The 18,443-nt window shown below is 60.3% G+C and carries 16 protein-coding genes and 1 pseudogene; 9 read left to right on the top strand and 8 right to left on the bottom strand.

Features of this window, described 5'->3' with window-relative positions; translation table 11 throughout:
• Positions 1 to 104: 104 nt before the first annotated feature.
• A complete protein-coding gene (locus FZ934_RS27405; protein ID WP_153273906.1) occupies positions 105 to 467 on the top strand; it encodes a PAS domain-containing protein in 363 nt (120 codons plus the stop codon).
• A gap of 22 nt (positions 468 to 489) precedes the next feature.
• Here FZ934_RS27405 and FZ934_RS27400 read toward each other — a convergent pair whose 3' ends face one another.
• The 6 genes from FZ934_RS27400 to FZ934_RS27375 form a co-directional block, all read right to left on the bottom strand.
• Positions 490 to 1,581 (bottom strand): helix-turn-helix transcriptional regulator, encoded by a 1,092-nt coding sequence (locus FZ934_RS27400; RefSeq protein WP_153273905.1) that lies wholly within the window; start codon positions 1,579 to 1,581, stop codon positions 490 to 492.
• A 102-nt stretch (positions 1,582 to 1,683) separates the two neighbouring features.
• Complete coding sequence (locus tag FZ934_RS27395; RefSeq protein ID WP_153273904.1) at positions 1,684 to 3,318, bottom strand: FGGY-family carbohydrate kinase; 1,635 nt, start codon at positions 3,316 to 3,318, stop codon at positions 1,684 to 1,686.
• A gap of 54 nt (positions 3,319 to 3,372) precedes the next feature.
• Positions 3,373 to 4,101, bottom strand: coding sequence for an SDR family oxidoreductase (locus tag FZ934_RS27390; protein ID WP_153273903.1), 729 nt, complete (start codon positions 4,099 to 4,101; stop codon positions 3,373 to 3,375).
• A gap of 22 nt (positions 4,102 to 4,123) precedes the next feature.
• Positions 4,124 to 5,395 carry a sugar ABC transporter permease gene (locus tag FZ934_RS27385; protein ID WP_153273902.1) on the bottom strand — a complete coding sequence of 424 codons (1,272 nt, stop codon included), beginning with the start codon at positions 5,393 to 5,395 and terminating at the stop codon, positions 4,124 to 4,126.
• Positions 5,392 to 6,213, bottom strand: coding sequence for an ATP-binding cassette domain-containing protein (locus tag FZ934_RS27380; protein WP_153273901.1), 822 nt, complete (start codon positions 6,211 to 6,213; stop codon positions 5,392 to 5,394). Before FZ934_RS27380 ends, FZ934_RS27385 begins: the two co-directional genes overlap by 4 nt.
• Before the next feature lie 70 nt (positions 6,214 to 6,283).
• Positions 6,284 to 7,315, bottom strand: coding sequence for an ABC transporter substrate-binding protein (locus tag FZ934_RS27375; RefSeq protein WP_432443676.1), 1,032 nt, complete (start codon positions 7,313 to 7,315; stop codon positions 6,284 to 6,286).
• Positions 7,316 to 7,602: 287 nt separating this feature from the next.
• Between FZ934_RS27375 and FZ934_RS27370 the strand changes: the two genes are divergently transcribed.
• Both FZ934_RS27370 and FZ934_RS27365 read left to right on the top strand, forming a co-directional pair.
• Positions 7,603 to 8,619, top strand: coding sequence for a LacI family DNA-binding transcriptional regulator (locus tag FZ934_RS27370; protein WP_153273899.1), 1,017 nt, complete (start codon positions 7,603 to 7,605; stop codon positions 8,617 to 8,619).
• A gap of 117 nt (positions 8,620 to 8,736) precedes the next feature.
• Positions 8,737 to 9,393: an HAD-IA family hydrolase gene (locus FZ934_RS27365; protein ID WP_153273898.1), complete on the top strand. Its 657-nt coding sequence runs from the start codon at positions 8,737 to 8,739 to the stop codon at positions 9,391 to 9,393.
• Between the two features lie 9 nt (positions 9,394 to 9,402).
• Here the strand turns inward: FZ934_RS27365 and FZ934_RS27360 are convergent, their stop codons facing one another.
• Positions 9,403 to 10,386, bottom strand: coding sequence for a 3'-5' exonuclease (locus FZ934_RS27360; protein WP_246737972.1), 984 nt, complete (start codon positions 10,384 to 10,386; stop codon positions 9,403 to 9,405).
• 196 nt (positions 10,387 to 10,582) lie between these two features.
• Here FZ934_RS27360 and FZ934_RS27355 point away from each other — a divergent pair, with 196 nt between their 5' ends.
• A complete protein-coding gene (locus FZ934_RS27355) occupies positions 10,583 to 11,065 on the top strand; it encodes a ProQ/FinO family protein (protein WP_153273896.1) in 483 nt (160 codons plus the stop codon).
• Between the two features lie 20 nt (positions 11,066 to 11,085).
• Here the strand turns inward: FZ934_RS27355 and FZ934_RS27345 are convergent.
• Positions 11,086 to 12,488 (bottom strand): annotated as a pseudogene (locus FZ934_RS27345) (xylulokinase).
• Positions 12,489 to 12,718: 230 nt separating this feature from the next.
• Here FZ934_RS27345 and FZ934_RS27340 point away from each other — a divergent pair.
• The 5 genes from FZ934_RS27340 to FZ934_RS27320 all read left to right on the top strand — a co-directional run bounded on the left by FZ934_RS27340 (position 12,719) and on the right by FZ934_RS27320 (position 18,411).
• Positions 12,719 to 13,645, top strand: coding sequence for a substrate-binding domain-containing protein (locus tag FZ934_RS27340; protein WP_153273893.1), 927 nt, complete (start codon positions 12,719 to 12,721; stop codon positions 13,643 to 13,645).
• Complete coding sequence (locus FZ934_RS27335; protein WP_153273892.1) at positions 13,642 to 15,156, top strand: sugar ABC transporter ATP-binding protein; 1,515 nt, start codon at positions 13,642 to 13,644, stop codon at positions 15,154 to 15,156. The genes FZ934_RS27340 and FZ934_RS27335 overlap by 4 nt, the downstream gene beginning before the upstream one ends.
• 18 nt (positions 15,157 to 15,174) lie before the next feature.
• Positions 15,175 to 16,140, top strand: a complete 966-nt coding sequence (locus tag FZ934_RS27330) for an ABC transporter permease (protein WP_153273891.1) — start codon at positions 15,175 to 15,177, stop codon at positions 16,138 to 16,140.
• Positions 16,141 to 16,235: 95 nt separating this feature from the next.
• Positions 16,236 to 16,937: a GntR family transcriptional regulator gene (locus FZ934_RS27325; RefSeq protein ID WP_153273890.1), complete on the top strand. Its 702-nt coding sequence runs from the start codon at positions 16,236 to 16,238 to the stop codon at positions 16,935 to 16,937.
• 274 nt (positions 16,938 to 17,211) lie between these two features.
• Entirely contained in the window at positions 17,212 to 18,411 is a 1,200-nt protein-coding gene (locus FZ934_RS27320) for an amidohydrolase family protein (protein WP_153273889.1), read from the top strand.
• Positions 18,412 to 18,443: the final 32 nt, after the last annotated feature.

Below are 18,443 nucleotides of genomic sequence, written 5' to 3'. Positions count from 1 at the left end.
GCACCAAAACAATACTCTTGAAGTCTCTAAAACGAGCACTACTAAATTAACGGAACAATTTTTCTATCGGGAGGAGTGATTTCATTGCAGATCACTCGAAACTCATGGCGGAAATACTTTCTATCTCTCCGGTTGAGGCGGGGATATTCGCTTGGGATCTTAGCAAGAACCTCGTTTATGGCGATTCCGCCCTGGCAACGCTCTTTGGGCTGAGCGCCAAGGAAACAGCGCATGGGCTGCCGGTAGAAGATTATCTGGAGCGCGTTCATCCAGACGACCGACCACGGCTTGCGAAGGTCATTCGTGATACGATCCTGTCGCAGTTGCCGCTTCAGGAGTCCTATCGCGCCCAGCAGAAGAATGGGATTTATGTTGCGGTGGTATGCTTCGGACGCAGCTTCAGCGATCGCAGCGGCATTCCCGTGCTGTATTCCGGGATCGTCATTCCGGCCGGCGATGACGGCTGACCCACCTCCCCAGTTAGATCCCTCAAAAGCGGCGACGGGACAGCAGCGCCACAAGCTCGCTCTGCCGACGGGTTCCCGTTCGGTCAAAAATCGCACGGAGATGCGTCTTGGCGGTCTCGTAAGAGATGCCTTTCTCCTCAGCAATCGACTGCAACGAGCGACCATTGGTCAAAAGCAATGCGATTTCGGCCTGCCTGTTCGTCAGTTTGAAATTGCTTACCAGCGCAAGCTTATCGAGGTCACCGGCCTGATTGAAGTCTTCGATCAGGCAAACACCAACTGTATCCGCAAAGACATCTCCCAGTCCGGAACCGAGCCGCTGTACGCGGATGCCGAGCGGATGCTTGTCCTGTCGGGTCACCGCGATCGGATCCGACGGCCGCGACAGCCATAGTGCAGATGTCACAGCCTCCATCCGCCGCTGAAGCCGAGCAGTTTCAACAGGCGATCGACACACAAGCCGCCCGTTGCTGACCTGGAGATCAGAGCCGAGCAACTGTTGGGCAACGGCGTTAACCCGAGTGACCTTTCCCTTCCGATCAAAGAAGATGGCGGGCATCCTGCCGATCTCAAACGCGTCGGCCATGCCGTCGATCCGTGAACATTCCAATGCCTGCATTATGCGGTTGGCAGCCGTCAAACGCTCACGCATCGCCTGAAAGACTTTCTCCTCGGCCTCGCCAAACGGTTCCTCGTCGAGACGGCGGTGCAGGGTGAAGCACAGGATGTTGTCGTCGACGCCGAAATCCACGATGCAGGTTCGGCCGATTCCGTATTTAGACTGAGCGCGATAATAATCGCGGTTCTCGAAATCGTCGCGCGACGAGTATGTCTGCTCAAGCACGGATCCGCTTCGGCGAAGCCTCGGCAACCCGCGCACCCGCCACTCGTTGTGGTTCCAACCACCGTCAAAATAGCCCTCAAGCGCCGGGCCGAGGCTCTCGGTGGAAATCATGCCGCCCGGAAATATTCCCGTCATCGGGAGAATGTTGACGCCGAAAGCCGACGTTGCCTGCCTTACATCCTCGATAATCTTAGGCCACAAGCTTGTATCGACTGCCGCTTCCAACACGGTATCGAGAGCTCGATCAAGTCTTTCGATGTTTACGAGCATAGATGCCCCCTTGGCACCAAGATACACGCCAAGGGAGAGGCTTCAAGCCTATACTGCAGTATAATTTCTGTCTTTCGTACATCCGACGAAGAACAACAACCATCAGATGTCGCGTATGCGACGAGCCATTAGTTGCAGATCTTTGAAGGCCTGGTAGCGGTCGGCGTGAAGTGCTGCGGTTTCCGGGGCAGGCTCATATCTCTGTGCCTCCGCGCTTAGACTTTCCATTGCAGCGGGGATATGCTGAAACGCACCGGCTGCGACAGCTCCGAGAATAGCCGATCCGAGAAGGACCGGTTCCTCGCTTGCCGTGCCAACAACAGGCTTGCCGCATGCATCCGCCAGAAGCTGGCGCACCAGATGATGCTGGCCAGCACCACCACTGATGACGACCTGCTGGATCTCGGCGCCATTGGCGGCCTGTGTATCGATGATCTGCCGTAGGCCGTAGCCGATGCCGCAAAGTCCTGCGATGTAGAGCGCAACCAGACTGTCGAAATCGCGCTCCATATCGAGCCCGGCGATGACCGCGCGCGCGTTCGGATCCGCAAACGGCGCCCGATTGCCGAGAAATTCCGGGACGACATGGAGGCCGGTCGCGAGCCGCACGACAGCCGACGCGCTATCCGAACCCGACATGGCCGCATCGGCAATCAGGACCGGCAGAGGAATTTTCAGTTGGCTTGCCTTGGCTGCCGCGTCCGCTGCAGCAGGATGGAAGGAGAGCAACTGGTCGATCGCGGCACCTGCCGCACTCTGGCCACCTTCGTTCAGCCACATGCCCGGCACCATCGCCGAATAGTATGGTCCCCATACTCCCGGCACGAAGACGGGTTCGGCCGTGGAAGTCATCGTGCACGACGATGTTCCAAAAACATAGGCGAGATTGTCCTGTGGCTTGCCACCGATCCCGACGGTACCGACACCGCCGGCGTGGGCGTCGATCATTCCGGCAGCCACCGCAGTTCCGGCTTTCAGGCCCATCGCCTGCGCTGCGGCCTCGGTCAACCCGCTGCCCAACGGCGTACCGGGGTCGACGATATCAGTGCCGATCCGGGCGAAGCCTTCATCGGCTAGCTCCTCAAGACCGATCTTGGCGAAGTAGCTCGGCTCCCATCGCCGCTCGTGGGCAACATAGGTCCATTTGCAAGTAACGGTGCACGTGGAGCGACTGAGGTCACCCGTTGCCCGCCACGTCAGGAAGTCCGCAAGGTCGAAGAACTGCCACGCCGCATCGAAGACATGGCGTCTGTTCTCCTTGAGCCAGAGGAGCTTCGGCGTCTCCATCTCCGGCGAGATCCGCCCGCCGACATAGCGGAGCACATCATGACCCAGCTCGTTTATCCGTTCCGCCTGAGCGACGGCACGATGATCCATCCAGACAATAATGTCGCGGCTGGGTTCGTCGGACGGTCCGACGGGAAGCGGACGTCCTCCCTCGCCCATCACGACAAGCGAGCACGTCGCGTCGAACCCCAATCCAATAATGTCGGCGGGATCGACCGCTGCCGTCTCGACCACGCTTCGCACGGTCGCGCACACGGCATCCCAGATCTGCGCGCTCGATTGCTCGACGATGGCGCCGGCCTCGCGGAACAGGTCGATGTCCTGTTTGGCGGCCGCAAGCATATTGCCGCCCAGATCAAACAAACCGGCCCGCGCACTGCCGGTTCCGACATCGACACCGATGACATAGCGTGGCGCGGCAGCCGCCGCCGTGTTTTGAGCGTTGGTCATGATCGTGGCCTTATAGATTCCGGTCTTCAGAGGTGCTGTGAGCCTAAGCGCCGATCAGAGATCGACGCTGTTTGGAAGGATCACGAGATCGCGGATCGTGACGTTGCGCGGGCGCGACAACATGAACAGAACCGCTTCCGCGACTTCCTTTGGCTGCATCAGGCTACCGTTGGCAAGTGCCTCTTCCATCTTGGCTTTCGGCCAATCGTCGAGCAGCGCCGTCACGACCGGTCCAGGGAGAACCGCGCCGACGCGTACACCGTGCTGAGCGACCTGACGACGGGTGGAATGCACGAATGCCTGCACCGCGAACTTCGACGCCGTATAGATCGGCTCCCACACAACCGGCACAACACCGGCGATCGAGCTCGTGAAAAGGATATCGCCGGTCTTCTGCGCGATCATATGCGGGAGAACCGCATGAACGGAGCGGAACGCAGCGTTGATGTTGAGGTTCAGCATCCGATCCCAGGCATCCGGATCACCTTCCGCCACGGCACCGCCGATATAGGCACCCGCATTCGCGTGGAAGATGTCGAGGCGACCCGCCAGCTCCAGTATCGACGGCAACATGCTGGAGACCTCCGAACCGTTGAGCAAATCGACGACCAGCGGCTTGGCGCGTTCGCCGAGATCCTTGCAAAGCGCCTCGAGCTTGTCTCTTGCACGATCGATCAGAACAACGGTCGCACCCTCGGCGATCAGAGTGCGGGCGCACTCCAGACCGATACCCGATGCCGCGCCGGTTATGGCGGCAACCTTGCCCTTCATGATGTCTGCCATGGGTAATTCTCCAATTGGTTTTTCAGGCGCGGCCGTGGCTGACGCGAGAGCGGCGGGCCAACGAGTCGACGATAACGGCGATCGCAAGAACAGCACCGGTGATCATGTAGCGCAGGGACGAGCTGAGATTTAAGAGCGTCAGGCCGTTGGAAATAGCCTGGATAACGATGATGCCGAGCAGAGCGGAATAGGCACTTCCCCGGCCGCCGAAGAGGCTGGTTCCGCCGATGACGGCTGCGGCGATGGCGTTGAGGTTTACGTCACCAGTGCCAGCCTGCTGGCTGGACGAGGCTAGCCGCGAGGCCGAAAGAATGCCGCCGAGCGTCGCCAGCGTGGAGCAGAGGACGAAAGCGCTCATGTAGATCCGGCGGACATTGATGCCGGAACGGCGAGCCGCTTCCCGGTTTCCGCCGACCGCGAACATGGAGCGACCCCACTTCGTCCTGGTCAGTGCGTAGTTAAGAACAACGGCCAGCGCGACAAAGAGGCCAAACATCCATGGCACGCCGCGGCCGAGATTGAGGTAGTAGGCGGCAAATTCAAGCGCGAGGGTGAGGGCTGCTGCTTTCGCAGTGAGAAGGCCGAGCGGCTGCGAGGACAGGTTGACTGCCTTGCGCCGGCGCGCAACGACGGCACCGACGGTGACCATCAGCAGGCCAGGCAGCAGCGCGAACACGTAGGACATCCAATCAGGCATGACCATGATCTGGCCGAAACGCACAAGCGGCGACGCGTAGGGCAGATTGATACTGCCGGTCGGACCGAGGATGTAAAGCTGCAGGCCGAGCAAAGCCAGGAGACCGGCCAGCGTTGCAACGAAGCTCGGCATGCCGAGACGATTGTAAAGGGCCGCGTAGAGCGCGCCAACGACCGCACCGGTTGCCAGGGCGGCGATGATCGCGACCGCAATCGGCAAACCGGAGTTCACCCAGAGCACCCCGATCATGGCCGATGCCAAGCCGCTCATCGAGCCCACCGAAAGATCGATCTCGCCCAAAAGCAGAACGCACACGATCCCCAGCGATATGATACCGACCGTCGCGCAGTCGAACAGCAGGTTGACGAGATTGTTCGGAGCGAGAAAGACCGGGTTCAGAATGCTGAAGACGGTCGAAATCACGACCAGCCCGACCGCAACCGGCAGCATGCCGAGATCGCCGGCACGGACGCGATCCACGAAGGCGCTGACCACGCCGCCTATGCTGTCATTGTGCTTGACGCGTTCATCGCTTCGGTCGAGCGCCTGGCCAGCCTTGGCTTGGCCTACCAAATCCTTTGACATCTTCTGGCTCATGCGGGGCTCCCGCCTATCTCGTTGTTCTGGTTCGACTTGCGGTCAAGACGGCGGGAAACCGAATTCTCCGTCGCGCCGGTGATGGACGCCACAAGTTCCTGGTTCGACGCGTCGGGGCTGAACACGCCGTTATTGCGTCCCAGTCGCAGGACGACGATACGGTCGGCAACGGCGCGCACGTCCTCCATGTTGTGACTGATGATGATGACGCCGAGACCGCGTTCGCGTACGCGCTCGATGAGGTTGAGGACCTCTGCCGTCTGGGCCACGCCGAGGGCCGCGGTCGGCTCGTCGAGCATGATGATCTTGGGATCAAGAAGCAGCGAGCGGGCAATCGCGACCGTCTGGCGCTGGCCACCCGAAAGCGAGGCGATGGGCTCGCGCACGGAGGGAATACGCGCTGCGAGCTCTCTCAGCAGGGTCCATGCCCGCACCTCCATGGCGACCTCGTCGAGGTTCCATGGCGACATCTCATGACCGAGAAATAGATTGGCGACAACGTCAAGGTTCTCGCAAAGCGCCAGATCCTGAAACACCGTCGCAATGCCGAGCTCAAGCGCGCGGCTCGGGTTGTCGAGCGAAACTTCTCGCCCGCAGAATTCGATTGATCCGGAGCTTGGCTGATGGACACCAGCGAGAACCTTCACGAGCGTGGATTTCCCAGCTCCGTTGTCGCCCACGAGAGCAACGACTTCACCAGCGTGAACGTCGAGCTCGATATCGGTGAGCGCGGAGACGGCGCCGAAATTCTTCGAAACATGCCGCAACCGGAGGATCGGGCTACCCTTCTCCGGAAGTGAACTTTGTTCTCTTACCATGGCTTTGCACTCTTCTGAGCAGGGATGGTGTACTGGGCCGGAGATTTCCGGCCCAGTACGTCGGGAGGTATTACTTGGTAATGCCGAGTTTCTTGCAACCGTCCGCGTATTCGCCGGTGCAGATTTCCTCAGGCGTCTGGATCTTCTTGTCGAAGATTTCAGCCTTGATGTTCTCAGCCGTCACGACAGCAGGGACAAACAGCTCCGAGGGCGTGTTGTAGAGCGTGGTCTTCGGCGCGGGCGTTTCGCCCTTGGCCAGCTGCACGGCAACCTTGGCGGCCGCCGCAGCAACGATTTCAGAAGGCTTCGAAATCGTGTTGTACTGGTCGCCGGAGATCACCAGCTGAAGTGCTGCAATCGTCGCATCGTTGCCGGTTACCGGGGGTACCGGCTTCACGCCAGCGGCCTTGAACGCAGCGATCACGCCACCGCCCGTGCCATCGTTTGCCGCAACGACGCCCTTGATATCGGCGCCAAATCGCGTGATCTGGCCGGCAGCCCATTCCTGTGCTTTCGGCGGCGCCCATTCCGGCGTGTCGAATTCGGCAAGCGTCTTGTAGCCCGAATCCTTCAGCCCACGATGGATTCCGTCGCGGATCAGCCCAGCGGCGGCATCGGTCGGCGAACCATTGACCTCGAGAACGCCGGCACCTTCGGCAACGCCGTTCGCCTTCAGGTGGTCGACGAGCGACTTGGCAATGGCATAGCCGATACCCTCGTTGTCGAAGGAGACGTAGTAATCAGCCGCCTTGTCAGGGATTGGGCGGTCATAGGCGATGACCTTCACGTCCTGCGAATGGGCAATCTCTACCAGACCAGCGGCGGCAGCAGAGTCGACCGGATCGAGCACGATTACCTTGGCGCCCTGCGCGATGACCGAGTTGAACTGCTGCTGCTGAAGGGCGGCATCGGCATTGGCGTTCTGATAGATCACGGTGCAGCCGGCGCACAGCTTCGCCATCTCGGCCTTGAAGCCCGGATAATCGTGCTGTTCGTAGCGCGTCGAGGCCTGGTCAGGCATCAGGAACGCGACCGTTGCTGCGTCGTCGGCAAGGGCCGATCCGGCAAACACGGCCGCTGCGGCAGCCGAGAGCAAAAGCATGGAATGAATTTTCATTGTCTCCTCCTTAGTGAGCGCAAACCCGTGCTGAGAGATGCTCTCCGGTTTATGCCCAAGTCCGCGCTCGTCTTTCGTAGACGATACGCACACAGACCTCTTCCGATGCCTAGTAAGCAGCATGGTCGATTCGCGGCCTGCACCTGGATGCCTCCCCGGTCGACCCTCCACGGTCAACCAACTTCATCGATTGCGCAACATTGCTCAATCGATGAAGCAACAATTGTCACTTCTCTCGATTGATGTCAAGCTGGCGCAATAAGGAGAAATTCGTGAATCAGGACAGGCAGACCAAAAAGACGACGATCTACGATCTGGCGGAGTTGGCCGGCACATCCGCCAGCGCCGTCAGCGCAGTTCTGAACGGCAACTGGAAGAAGCGCCGTATCAGCGTCCAGTTGGCCGACAAGATCACGAAAATTGCGGAAGAACAGGGCTATGCGCTGAACATGCAGGCCAGCCTGCTGCGGCGCGACAGATCGAAGATCATCGGGATGATCGTGCCGAAGTACGACAACCGCTATTTTGGCTCGATCGTCGAGACGTTCGAGAACATGGCACGTTCGCGCGGCCTATTTCCAATCATTACCTGCACACGCCGCGATCCGGAACTGGAAGTCGAGGCAGCGAGAACCATGCTCTCCTATCAGGTGGAATGGCTGATCTCGACCGGCGCCACCGATCCCGATCGCATCACCGACATCTGCAACGCTGCGGGCGCACACAGCCTCAATCTCGACCTGCCGGGCGCCAAGGCCGTTTCCGTCATATCCGATAATTTTGGTGGCGCCCGCGAACTGACGCGGCGCGTGCTGTTGAGCTACCAGCGCAAGTTTGGTTCAACCTCGCCACTGCTTTTCGTCGGTGGTCGCGGGAGCGATCACAACACGCTGGAGCGTGTACGCGGATTTCGCGCAGCTCACGAAGATCTCGGAATCGCGGTCGACGAGCGCCACATCCTCGCCTGCGGCTATGCCCCTGAAAAAGCCGAGAGTTCACTCGCCGCCCTCGCCGCCTCGGAGGGAGAGCTGCCACGCGGAATGTTCGTCAATTCCACCATCTCGCTGGAAGGCGTCATGCGCTGGATCAAGACGTCCCATCACTACGACAATCGCACGCCCGTCATCGGCTGCTTCGACTGGGATCCTTTCGCGGCGCTGCTCGGCGGCGACATCGAGATGGTGCGGCAGGATGTGCAAGGCATGCTCGATGCAGTCTTCGAGATCATCGACACCGGTCGCTCGGCAAACAAGGTCATCCAGATTGCGCCTCTGTTCGTGAGTGCGTGACCGTGATCAACTTAATTTCCCCGGGGGCGGCAGACGCTTCCATCGCTTCAGGCAGTGCGGTTGCATAAGCCGCAGGACAATGCCAAACGAAGCGCAAACCAAATCATGCGAGGACAAATGGACGGGCTTTTTGCGACGTCGTTCGAAGCGTTTCTGTTCGATATGGACGGCACCATCCTGAATTCGGCCGCTCCATCGGAGCGCGTCTGGGGCAACTGGGCACGTAAGCTCGGCATCCCGACGCCGAACTATCATGGCCGCAGAGCAAACGACACGGTCCGGGACCTCAATCTCCCGGGCGTCGATCCGGATGCCGAAGGGGCGGCGATAACGGCCATGGAGATCGACGACGTGGATGGCGTCATTCCCATTCCGGGCGCGCGGGAGTTTCTTTCGCAGCTTCCTGCTGAGCGTTGGGCGGTCGTAACCTCCGCTCCCAAAGCGCTGGCGCTTCGACGGATTGCGGCGGCTGGCCTGCCGAGCCCGCACCTGATGATTTCGGCGGAAGACATTTCAGTCGGGAAGCCCGCACCGGACTGCTATCTCGCAGCAACGAAGTTGCTGTCAGTAAACCCGGCGCGTTGCCTGGTATTCGAGGACGCTGATGTCGGCATCTCGGCCGGAGAGGCTGCGGGATGCGCCGTTCTTGCCATAACTGAAACGAGACATATTCCCCTGACGGCCAGCAAGCCTCAGGTGGAGAACTATCTGGATATCCGCGCGATCGCTGAAGCCCGAGAAATCACGCTCATCCGGTCCGCCAACGGCAACTGACGGACGGTTTTATGCCCGAAAGCGGTCGAAGGCGGTGAGGCGCTTTACCGGCGGATCTGCCTCGCGCCATCGGTAGATCTCCGACCTCAGATAATCGAGCTCGTCGGCGAGGTTTTCCTCGTCTACCTCGATCCACCATGACTTCGGGCGGCCATCACTGCCGTCCGACCAGCGGTAACCTCTCGCCTTGAGGTTATCCTTCATCTCGAAGGGGCTGTGTTCGGCAAAAACCCGTGCCCGTGATCGCTGACTGGTCTGGTAAAGCTCGGCAAAGGGAAGCTCCTCTTCGCCATCCCGTGTATCGAGAACGGCGAGCAAGGCAAAACAGTCATCGACGGCACGATGCCCATCATGGAAGTAGCCTGCCTGCCCGATCAGATAGCCAAGCTTCGTGCCTTCGAAGCTTCGTGCGCCCCAATCGATCTCCGATACCGAGCATGCCCAGGGCTTGTCTTTGAAGACGGGGGAAAGCGCTTCACAGAATGGGCGATCAAAGCGCGCGTTGTGCGCGATGACGAGATCGGCTGGAGCAATGAGCTGATCTAGAAGGTCGAGATCGATCGCCTGCCCCTCGACCATCGAATCGGTAATCCCGGTCAGGCGGGTTATCTCAGGAGGAATAGAACCGTCCGGCTGCTGCAGCCCACCGTAAAGGCCGATGACATCACCGATTTGGCCGGCATCGTCATAGGTGAAGCTGACGGCACCGATCTCGATGACCTGATCCTGTCGATGGTTGAGGCCGGTCGTCTCCGTATCGACGATAACGCCAACCCGTGGAAACTCCGGTCTTCTGACCGGCGCGACGGTACGCGGGACGAGCTTTCTGAGGATGCGAAACTGACCAGTCTTCTCGAGGTGACGAACCATCTCGTCCTCGCTCAAGCTTCCGGCTCGCTCATGGCGACCTCGAGCGGCCCGATTGACCTTCAGGGATACCTCATTCGCGGCTTCGAACATATCGAGCTGCGGCGCCGAACTCATGCCTGCCATGCGAGTCTCTTGCTGGTCTGCGATGACCACAGCATACATGATCGGTAGATTGATTGTGGCAACGCCTGCCTGTCATCCCCATGTTTTGATCTTCGCCTTATAGCGCTCTGCTCTCGCAGCCATTGGAACAGCACACGATGTCGTCAAAATCGCTTCATAGAACGACGATAAAGAGATCCCTCCCAAGGAGATTGTAATGGCAAAACTCTGGACAAACAGCCGTGGGCCGATCCCGGCCAGCGACATCGATGTCCGACGTGCAGGTGCGATCAATGCATTGCTCGTCAGTCCGCTTGAAATCCTGCCCAAGGAACCGGGAGATCCGGTTCGTCCGCTTGCTGTCGGCATCTGGCACGAGATACGGCCATTGCTGAAGCCGGGCATCGGCACGACAGTCTTGCGGAAGGCGATGGGCAGCTACCTGCATTCCAAACGCTATTATCTTGCCAGCGCCCAGCCCGATGCTATGCGCCACGATCTTGATGGACGGCCTGTCGGTGAGATTTCGGACCAGGATCGCCTCGCCGCGCAGGAGAGTTTCCTGACGCTCCTGAAACGGGAGGGCAAGGAAGCTCCGGAGCCAACAGAAGCACCTGTGGTCATTGCTGCGCCAAGCAAGGCGGAACTGATCCGTGCCGCGCTCTTGAACCGTCGCGCATCTTCCGCACCGGCGAACTGACCGTTGCTGATCGGCGTTTGTTACTGCGAGCGCAAAACCAGATCGCGGTTGAACGCCTCAAGCTGACGATAGAGTTCCCGATACTTTTCGTAGCCATAGGCATAACGTTCGCAGAGCGACGGGTTTGGCTCGAACACGCGTTCGGTCACAACAAGTTGTGCGGCGGCGTCGGCCACCGAAGGAAACACCGCAGCACCTGCGCCGGCCAGGACAGCGGCTCCAAGGACACCGGCATCGAGATTCCTCCGCCGATGCAGGGGTTTCCCGAGAACATCGGCCCGGATCTGGCACCAGATATCTGATCCCATGCCACCGCCCGCAGCACTCAGAACCTGAGGCGCGATACCAGCCGACCGCTGCAGGCTATCCAACGCCATTCGCACCGAAAACGCTACCCCTCCATCATCGAAACGGTGAACTCGGCCGGTCCCATGGCCGCATCTATGCCGGAGAAGGACGCGCGTGCGTGAATATTCCATACGGGCGCTCGCTCGCCCTGCAGGTGTGGAAGAAACACTGGCGTCAGCTGCTGCCGGTTCACCTGCGCCGCGAGCGCCGAGAGTTCGGTTGGCGATCGTCCGAGCAAGGTCGAGAGCCAGGCCATCGATGCGCCGCCCGCCTGGGTCGGCGCGGCATGGAGCGTTATGGCTTCGCAAGGCGGAAAGGCAATAACGCCCGGTTCGGGGTTCCTTTCTTCTGAAATGATGCCGAGGACCTCGCTCGTCCCGCTGAGATAGAAACCGTCTCCCTCCCGGATCGCGCCGCATCCAAACAGTCCGGACCACGCATCCATGGTCGCGACGGCCAGCGGGGTACCCGATGCAGGCATTCCCGGTTTGATACGTCCGGCGACCGACGTGAACGGATGGATCGGCGCGAGACGTTCGGCTGCTCCGTCGACGAGGCTAATCAGGCTATCGATGTATCGCAGGTCCTGATCAACGACGCCGAAGGACGTCATCGGGTCGGCAACGGCTTCTCCGGTCAGTTGCAGGATGCAATAATCCTTCGGCGACATCACCCAGCGAGTTTTTTGCCAGACGTCGGGACGGTGGCGTTTCACCCATTCCATCCGCGAAAGAACATGGCTGGCGTCAACAGGCAACGGCGCTCCCCACCACCTGATCTTGTCCTGCTCGGTCACCTGTGCGTCGAGTTCGGCTGCCACCTCGGCACAGCGACCATCCTGCCAGATGATCGCAGGCATGAGGACCTCGCCGTCGGCAGCCACGAACACGTGGCTGTTGACATGGGAACATAGGCCGACCGCCTGCACCTGTCCGGGCGTAAGTCCGTCGCTCAGTTCCCGCAGCGCCGCCTGAACGTGCACCATCCAGTCACCGGGATCCTGTTCAACGATGCTTGGCGCCTCACGCCTCGTCGGGTAGTGCCTGGCATAGCTGCGTTCGACATTGCCGTGCATGTCAAAGCGCGCCGCTTTGACCGCCGTCGTTCCCACGTCGATACCGATCAGCATTGGCCCGCTCACAACTGTCTCCGTCCACACCCTCTGAGAGGGCCCATCCTTAGCTGCGCTAGATGTCGATGACAATCTGCGACAACCCGACTGTGTCACTCTATTGAAATGAACATCGAGCTCGGCTAACGTCCCGCACCTATTAAAGAAATCAAAAGATATGGGCGGGGACCTAGATGACTTCCATTTCGAAAATCGGCGCGGTGGCGGGAGCTATTGCTGCACTCTTGATGGCTAATGCCGCCAATGCAGCCGGCAAGATCGCCGTAATCACGCCTTACCTCTCCCAACCAGGCACGCAATTCTACGTCGAGGCCTTCCAGGAGGAAGCCAAGACCAACGGCTGGGACGTGAACGTCATCGATACGAAAGGCGACGTCGCCGCAGCGATCAGCCGCATCGAGGATGTCAGCACGCAGAAGGTTGACGCGATCGTCATCAACGTCGATCCGGCGCAGGTTGCCGCCGGCCTCGAGACCGCCAAGTCTGACGGAATACCGGTCTTCGGCATGGACGCCGGAGCGAGCCCGCTGCTCGTGACAAACGTAACCTCGAACGGTTACGCGATGGCCGCCGATACCGCCGCCTATACGGCCAACCGTATCAACGGCAAGGGCAACGTCGTGATGTTCGTTTTCGACGCCTTTCCGCCAGTCCAGGCACGCGGCGTGATTGCGGACGCGATCTTCAAGAACAATCCTGACATCAAGGTCGTCGAGCGTGTCACGCCTGATGTCTCTGACGGCGGCATTGCCGACTCGCGCGCCAAGATGGAAGCGATCCTGACAGCCCATCCCGAAAAGGGATCGATCTCGGCGGTATGGGCCGCTTGGGATCAACCCGCGCTCGGCGCCTTGCAGGCAATCGAGGCAGCCGGTCGCCAGGATGAAGGTATCGTGATCACCGGTATCGATGCAAACCCGCAGGCCCGCGACGCGATCGCCAAGGGCAGTAATTTCGAAGCGTCGATGGCGCAGGATTTCAAGGGTATTGGCCGCGCCACCGCAGATGCCGTGAAGCGCCATCTGGCCGGCGAGAAGATCAAGCAGAGCGTGATCTACGTGCCGACCAAGCTTGTCACCTCGGCAAACGCCAAGGAATGAACGCTCCAATTCTCGAGACCCGCAAGCTTTCCAAGAGCTATGCGGGTGTCCCCGCATTGAAGGATGGATCCCTCGCCATTGCGCCTGGCGAGGTCCATGCGTTGATGGGCGAGAACGGCGCGGGCAAATCGACGCTGATCCGCATCCTCGCCGGCGCCACAAAGCCCGACGCCGGCGCGATTTTTGTCGATGGTGCAGAGGTCTCGATCGAGCATCCGTCGCAGTCACGCCGGCTCGGGCTTCGCTTCATCCACCAGGAACTGAGCGTCATCCCCGAGCTGTCAGTCGCCGAGAACCTTTTCCTGGGCAGGCCGTATCCCCGCCGATTCGGTATTTTTGCCAACTGGCGAGAACTCAACAGGCAGGCCTCCAAGGCCCTCGACGCCCTGGATATCGGCCACATCATTCCTAGTCGAAAGATGGCGCGTCTGTCGCTCGGCGATCAGATGCTCGTGAAGATCGCGGCGGCCTTCCTGGACGAGGATGGCGAAGCGGCGCGGGTCTACGTCATGGATGAGCCGACCGCCGCGCTGACCAGCGAGGAGTCGGAACGGCTGTTCAAGGTGATTGCCGGGCTGACGGCAAGAGGACGCAGCATCGTCTATGTATCCCATAGGATGGACGAAGTGATGCGGATCGCCGACAGGGTGAGCGTGTTGCGCGACGGAGAAACCGTCGCTACCCGGGCCATCTCCAGCATCTCAAAGGCCGAGATGATCGAGATGATGACGGGCCGCCAGATCGCCGAAGCTTATCCGCCGCGCCAGGCGGCCGCGACATCGGGTACCGCGCTCAGCCTTACTGGCGCGAGTTCGTCGTCTGCTCACGATATCTCGTTCGAACTGCATGCCGGCGAAATACTTGGCATCACCGGCCTGTCGGGCGCCGGCCAGAGCGACATCCTGCGCCTTGTGATCGGAGCGGACAAGCGCACCGGCGGCGGCGTCGAACTCGACGGCCGGACGCTTGCGGGCGGCACGCCGGCCACGCGCTGGGCAGACGGAATTGCGTATGTGCCGCGCGAGCGGCGGCGCGAAGGTCTGCTGCCGCGCGGCTCGGTCGCTGACAACACCGTTCTTGCCCACCTCAGAACGCTTAGCCGGGCAGGCATCCTTCGCAACCGCCGCGCCGAACTCAAGAGATCCGCGGACATCGCCTCACGGGTGAAACTGAAGTCCACCGGCGTCACGCAGCCCGTCTTCCAGCTTTCCGGTGGCAACCAGCAAAAGGTCGTGCTGGCGCGCGCCATTCTCGGCGCGCCGCGGGTTCTCCTGCTGGACGAGCCGACACGGGGCGTCGACGTCGCCGCGAAGTTCGATATTCACACGCTCGTCAGAGAACTGGCGGCCAGCGGCGTCGGTATTCTTCTTGCTTCCTCCGACCTGTCGGAGCTGATCGGCATGACCGATCGTATTCTTGTCATGCGCGAGGGACGCCAGGTCGCCATCGTGCCAACCGATGGCCTCACCCAGACGAGATTGCTGGCGCTCTCGTTCGGCGAACCCGCCTGATTTCCCGAGGACATTCAAGTGATCCGGACTATTCGCAGATATGGAACCCTGATCGGCATCATCGCCGTGATCCTGTTCTTCTGGATAAACATCCCCGACACGTTCATGACGGCGCGCAACTGGCTGAACATATCGCAGCAGGTTTCAATGCTTGCCGTTACCGCCTTCACCATGACGATCGTCATGGCAATGGGGGATTTCGATCTGTCTGTCGGCTCCATGGCCAGTCTTTCCGGGATCGTCGCGGCGCTTGCCTTCAAAGCCGGCGTACCGGTGCCGGCCGCAATCATCCTTGCCCTTGGCGTCGGCGTCCTCGGCGGCCTGATCAATGGTGCTCTTGTCAGCTACGTCGGCATTCTCCCGTTCGTCGCGACCCTGGGAACGCTGACGATATTTTCCGGCTTCGCATTCCTGATCAGCGGCGGCAAAACGATCTTCGGTACCGATATTCCAGCAAGCTTCAGCGGCTTTGCGCGCAGCGGCGTTCCGCTGTTTCCCGCCGGCGAGCAATGGGTCTTTCTGCCATATCTGACCCTGCTCGCGCTGATCGTCTTGCTGGTCGTCTGGCTTCTTCTCGAACACACAGTCTATGGGCGCCGCCTTTACGCGATCGGCGGCAATACCGAGGCAGCTCGCCTGGCTGGAGTGAGAGTTCGCTTCCTCCGCTTTTCCGCATTCGGCCTTACCGGCCTGGGCGCCGCCGCCGCAGGGCTGATGTACGCCAGCCGCGTCGCGTCTGCCAATCCGACACAGGGCAGCGGACTGATGCTCTCGGCAATTGCAGCCGTTTTCCTCGGCATGACAATGAGCGAAGAAGGTGAGCCGCGCGTACTCGCTACGTTTTTTGGGGTTCTCATCCTTGGTGTCCTCGATAACGGGCTCACCCAGATGAGTGTCGATTCCTATGTTCGCGAAATTCTGGTCGGCACGATCATCGTTCTCGCCGTGGCATCGTCCAGCCTGAGCAAGCTCGAGCAGCGATAAGCACCGGTGCCAGACCAGGCGCAGCACCTGTGCCTCCATGCCGCTTCATGGTATGCAGAAACACAAGCTGACGTATACTTTAAACAGGCGGTGGCATGTCCTCAAATTCCGACCGCGTCGAAGCGGCCTATCTCGCCCTTCGACGCGCCATCATCGAACAGGCGCTGAAGGCCGGCACAAAGCTGCCGGAAGACGAAATTGGCCGGCACTTCGCCATGAGCCGCACGCTTGTGCGCGCCGTTCTCGCAAAGCTCCAGACGCAGGGTTTGGTCGATACATCTCACAAGCGCACGGCAACCGTCGCTCAGCCAAGCCTCGACGAAGCCCGTGAGGTGTTTGCGGTCCGACGCGCCCTCGAGCGGGAAGTCATCAACACCATAGCCTCCAGATGGTCGCCCGACATTGAGAATGCCTTGCGCAGCCATATCCAGCAGGAGGAACGCGCACAGGCAACCGGCGACGTCAGGCTATCGATGCGGCTGGCGGGTGAGTTCCATCTCAAGTTGGCGGCGCTCGCCGGCAACGCCCTGCTGGAACGCTATCTGCTGGAACTGGTCTCCCGGTGCTCCCTGATCCTTTCCCTGTATGGCAGGCCCCACTCCAGCGCCTGCGCCATCAGCGAGCATTCCAATCTTGTTCACGCATTGCGGGGTGGAGATATCACGCGGGCTGAAGATTTGATGGACGAACACCTGGTCTCGGTGGAGGCACGAGCATTGCTGGACGACAAGGGCAAGGATGCGCCGGATCTCGCGACGGTTCTTTCCCGATATAGCGGCGTTGGCAGCTCCGGCTAATTGCCGCCTTTTTATCTTGTATACATGATATTGCCTATCTTGTGGACATGATTTATCTCTTCGTCTCGCAATGATGAGCGTCCAAGTATGCCCTGTTCGCGCAGAAAGGCCTTCTACAGCCGTCCGATAGCGCGATCTCGGCGATTACGGCGTTTGGCATCCATCTTGCAGAGCTGAAACCAGAACCGCTTGCCGTGTGAAGAGCAATCGAGCTCGCATATAGCAGCGGTATGCGTCGTCGTTCCGCGTGTGCGACGGCAATGAAGGAAAAGAGATGAGCCGCGAGACAACTTTCACCAACGCAAAACTGGCCGATGGGTCGCACGTCGATCTGATTGTCACGGAGGGCCGTTTTTCCGCGATCGTGCCCTCCGGATCCGCCACCGCGTCAGGCCAGGCTGTTGATCTCGGGAATGCACTTGTCGTGCCGGGTTTCGTCGAGGGACACATCCACCTCGACACCAGCTTCTACGGCGACGTCTGGATACCGCACAAGCCCTGCACCAACGGCTTTGACGTACATGAGCGCGTTGCGTTTCAGGCCGGGAACATGGCCCAATCCGCGCCGATGGCCGTGCGAGCCCGCAATCAGCTCGATCTGTGCATCGCAAACGGTTCGACGCAGATGCGAAGCCACGTGATGGTGGATGGCTCCGTTGGTTTGAAATCGCTCGAGACGATCCTTGCCGTTCGCGAGGAGTATCGCGATCTGATCGACATTCAGCTCGTTGCCTTTCCGCAAAGCGGCATCCTGAAAAGCCCGGGCACGCCGGAACTGCTGGACGAGGCGATCAAGCTGGGGGCCGATCTTGTCGGCGGCCTCGATCCGGCGAGTTTCGATCGCAACGCCTCCGCCCACCTCGATGTGGTCTTCGGTGTAGCCGAGAGACATGGGGTCGATATCGACATCCATCTGCACGACGCCGGCACCCTTGGTCTTTTCACGATTGAGGAAATCTGCCGTCGGACAAAGGCGCTTGGGATGGGCGGGCACGTCGCGATCAGCCATGCCTATGGTCTCGGCGATCTGGCGCCAGACCAGACACGCAAGGCCGCGGAACTGATTGCCGCAAGCGGCGTCGCAATCATGACCAATGCGCCCGGAAACCACAATTTTCCACCGGTCGCCTTGCTTCGCAGCGCTGGCGCAACTGTCTTCAGCGGAAGCGACAACATTCGCGATTCCTGGTGGCCGTACGGAGACGGCGACATGCTCGGGCGTGCGATGATGATCGGATATCGCTCGGGCTTCTATACCGATGAGGAACTGGAAGCCGCGTTCGATATAGTGACATATTCGGGCGCCCGCGCGCTTCGGCTGGAAGGATACGGCATAGCCGTCGGCGCCAAGGCGGATTTCGTCACGCTGCAGGCCGCCCACGTTCCGGAAGCCGTCGTCGCCGTGCCGAAGCCTCGCAAGGTGTTCAAGGAGGGGCGGCTGGTCGCTGAGAACGCCACGGTTATCAGGCAATGATGGACGCCCGCCCACAAACCCCATCCTCCGCG

The organism is Rhizobium grahamii (assembly GCF_009498215.1).
GTDB classification, from domain to species: Bacteria; Pseudomonadota; Alphaproteobacteria; order Rhizobiales; family Rhizobiaceae; genus Rhizobium; species Rhizobium grahamii_A.
This window is presented reverse-complemented; position numbering and strand designations above follow the sequence as displayed.

Bases quoted from the DNA above. Each gene is read 5' to 3' on its own strand.
- FZ934_RS27365 (WP_153273898.1), top strand. From the start codon at position 8,737: ATGGACGGGCTTTTTGCGACGTCGTTCGAAGCGTTTCTGTTCGATATG.
- FZ934_RS27390 (WP_153273903.1), bottom strand. From the start codon at position 4,101: ATGGCAGACATCATGAAGGGCAAGGTTGCCGCCATAACCGGCGCGGCA.
- FZ934_RS27360 (WP_246737972.1), bottom strand. From the start codon at position 10,386: ATGGCAGGCATGAGTTCGGCGCCGCAGCTCGATATGTTCGAAGCCGCG.
- FZ934_RS27380 (WP_153273901.1), bottom strand. From the start codon at position 6,213: ATGGTAAGAGAACAAAGTTCACTTCCGGAGAAGGGTAGCCCGATCCTC.
- FZ934_RS27385 (WP_153273902.1), bottom strand. From the start codon at position 5,395: ATGAGCCAGAAGATGTCAAAGGATTTGGTAGGCCAAGCCAAGGCTGGC.
- FZ934_RS27335 (WP_153273892.1), top strand. From the start codon at position 13,642: ATGAACGCTCCAATTCTCGAGACCCGCAAGCTTTCCAAGAGCTATGCG.
- FZ934_RS27325 (WP_153273890.1), top strand. From the start codon at position 16,236: ATGTCCTCAAATTCCGACCGCGTCGAAGCGGCCTATCTCGCCCTTCGA.
- FZ934_RS27340 (WP_153273893.1), top strand. From the start codon at position 12,719: ATGACTTCCATTTCGAAAATCGGCGCGGTGGCGGGAGCTATTGCTGCA.
- FZ934_RS27395 (WP_153273904.1), bottom strand. From the start codon at position 3,318: ATGACCAACGCTCAAAACACGGCGGCGGCTGCCGCGCCACGCTATGTC.
- FZ934_RS27355 (WP_153273896.1), top strand. From the start codon at position 10,583: ATGGCAAAACTCTGGACAAACAGCCGTGGGCCGATCCCGGCCAGCGAC.
- FZ934_RS27400 (WP_153273905.1), bottom strand. From the start codon at position 1,581: ATGCTCGTAAACATCGAAAGACTTGATCGAGCTCTCGATACCGTGTTG.
- FZ934_RS27405 (WP_153273906.1), top strand. From the start codon at position 105: ATGGCGGAAATACTTTCTATCTCTCCGGTTGAGGCGGGGATATTCGCT.
- FZ934_RS27375 (WP_432443676.1), bottom strand. From the start codon at position 7,315: ATGCTTTTGCTCTCGGCTGCCGCAGCGGCCGTGTTTGCCGGATCGGCC.
- FZ934_RS27320 (WP_153273889.1), top strand. From the start codon at position 17,212: ATGAGCCGCGAGACAACTTTCACCAACGCAAAACTGGCCGATGGGTCG.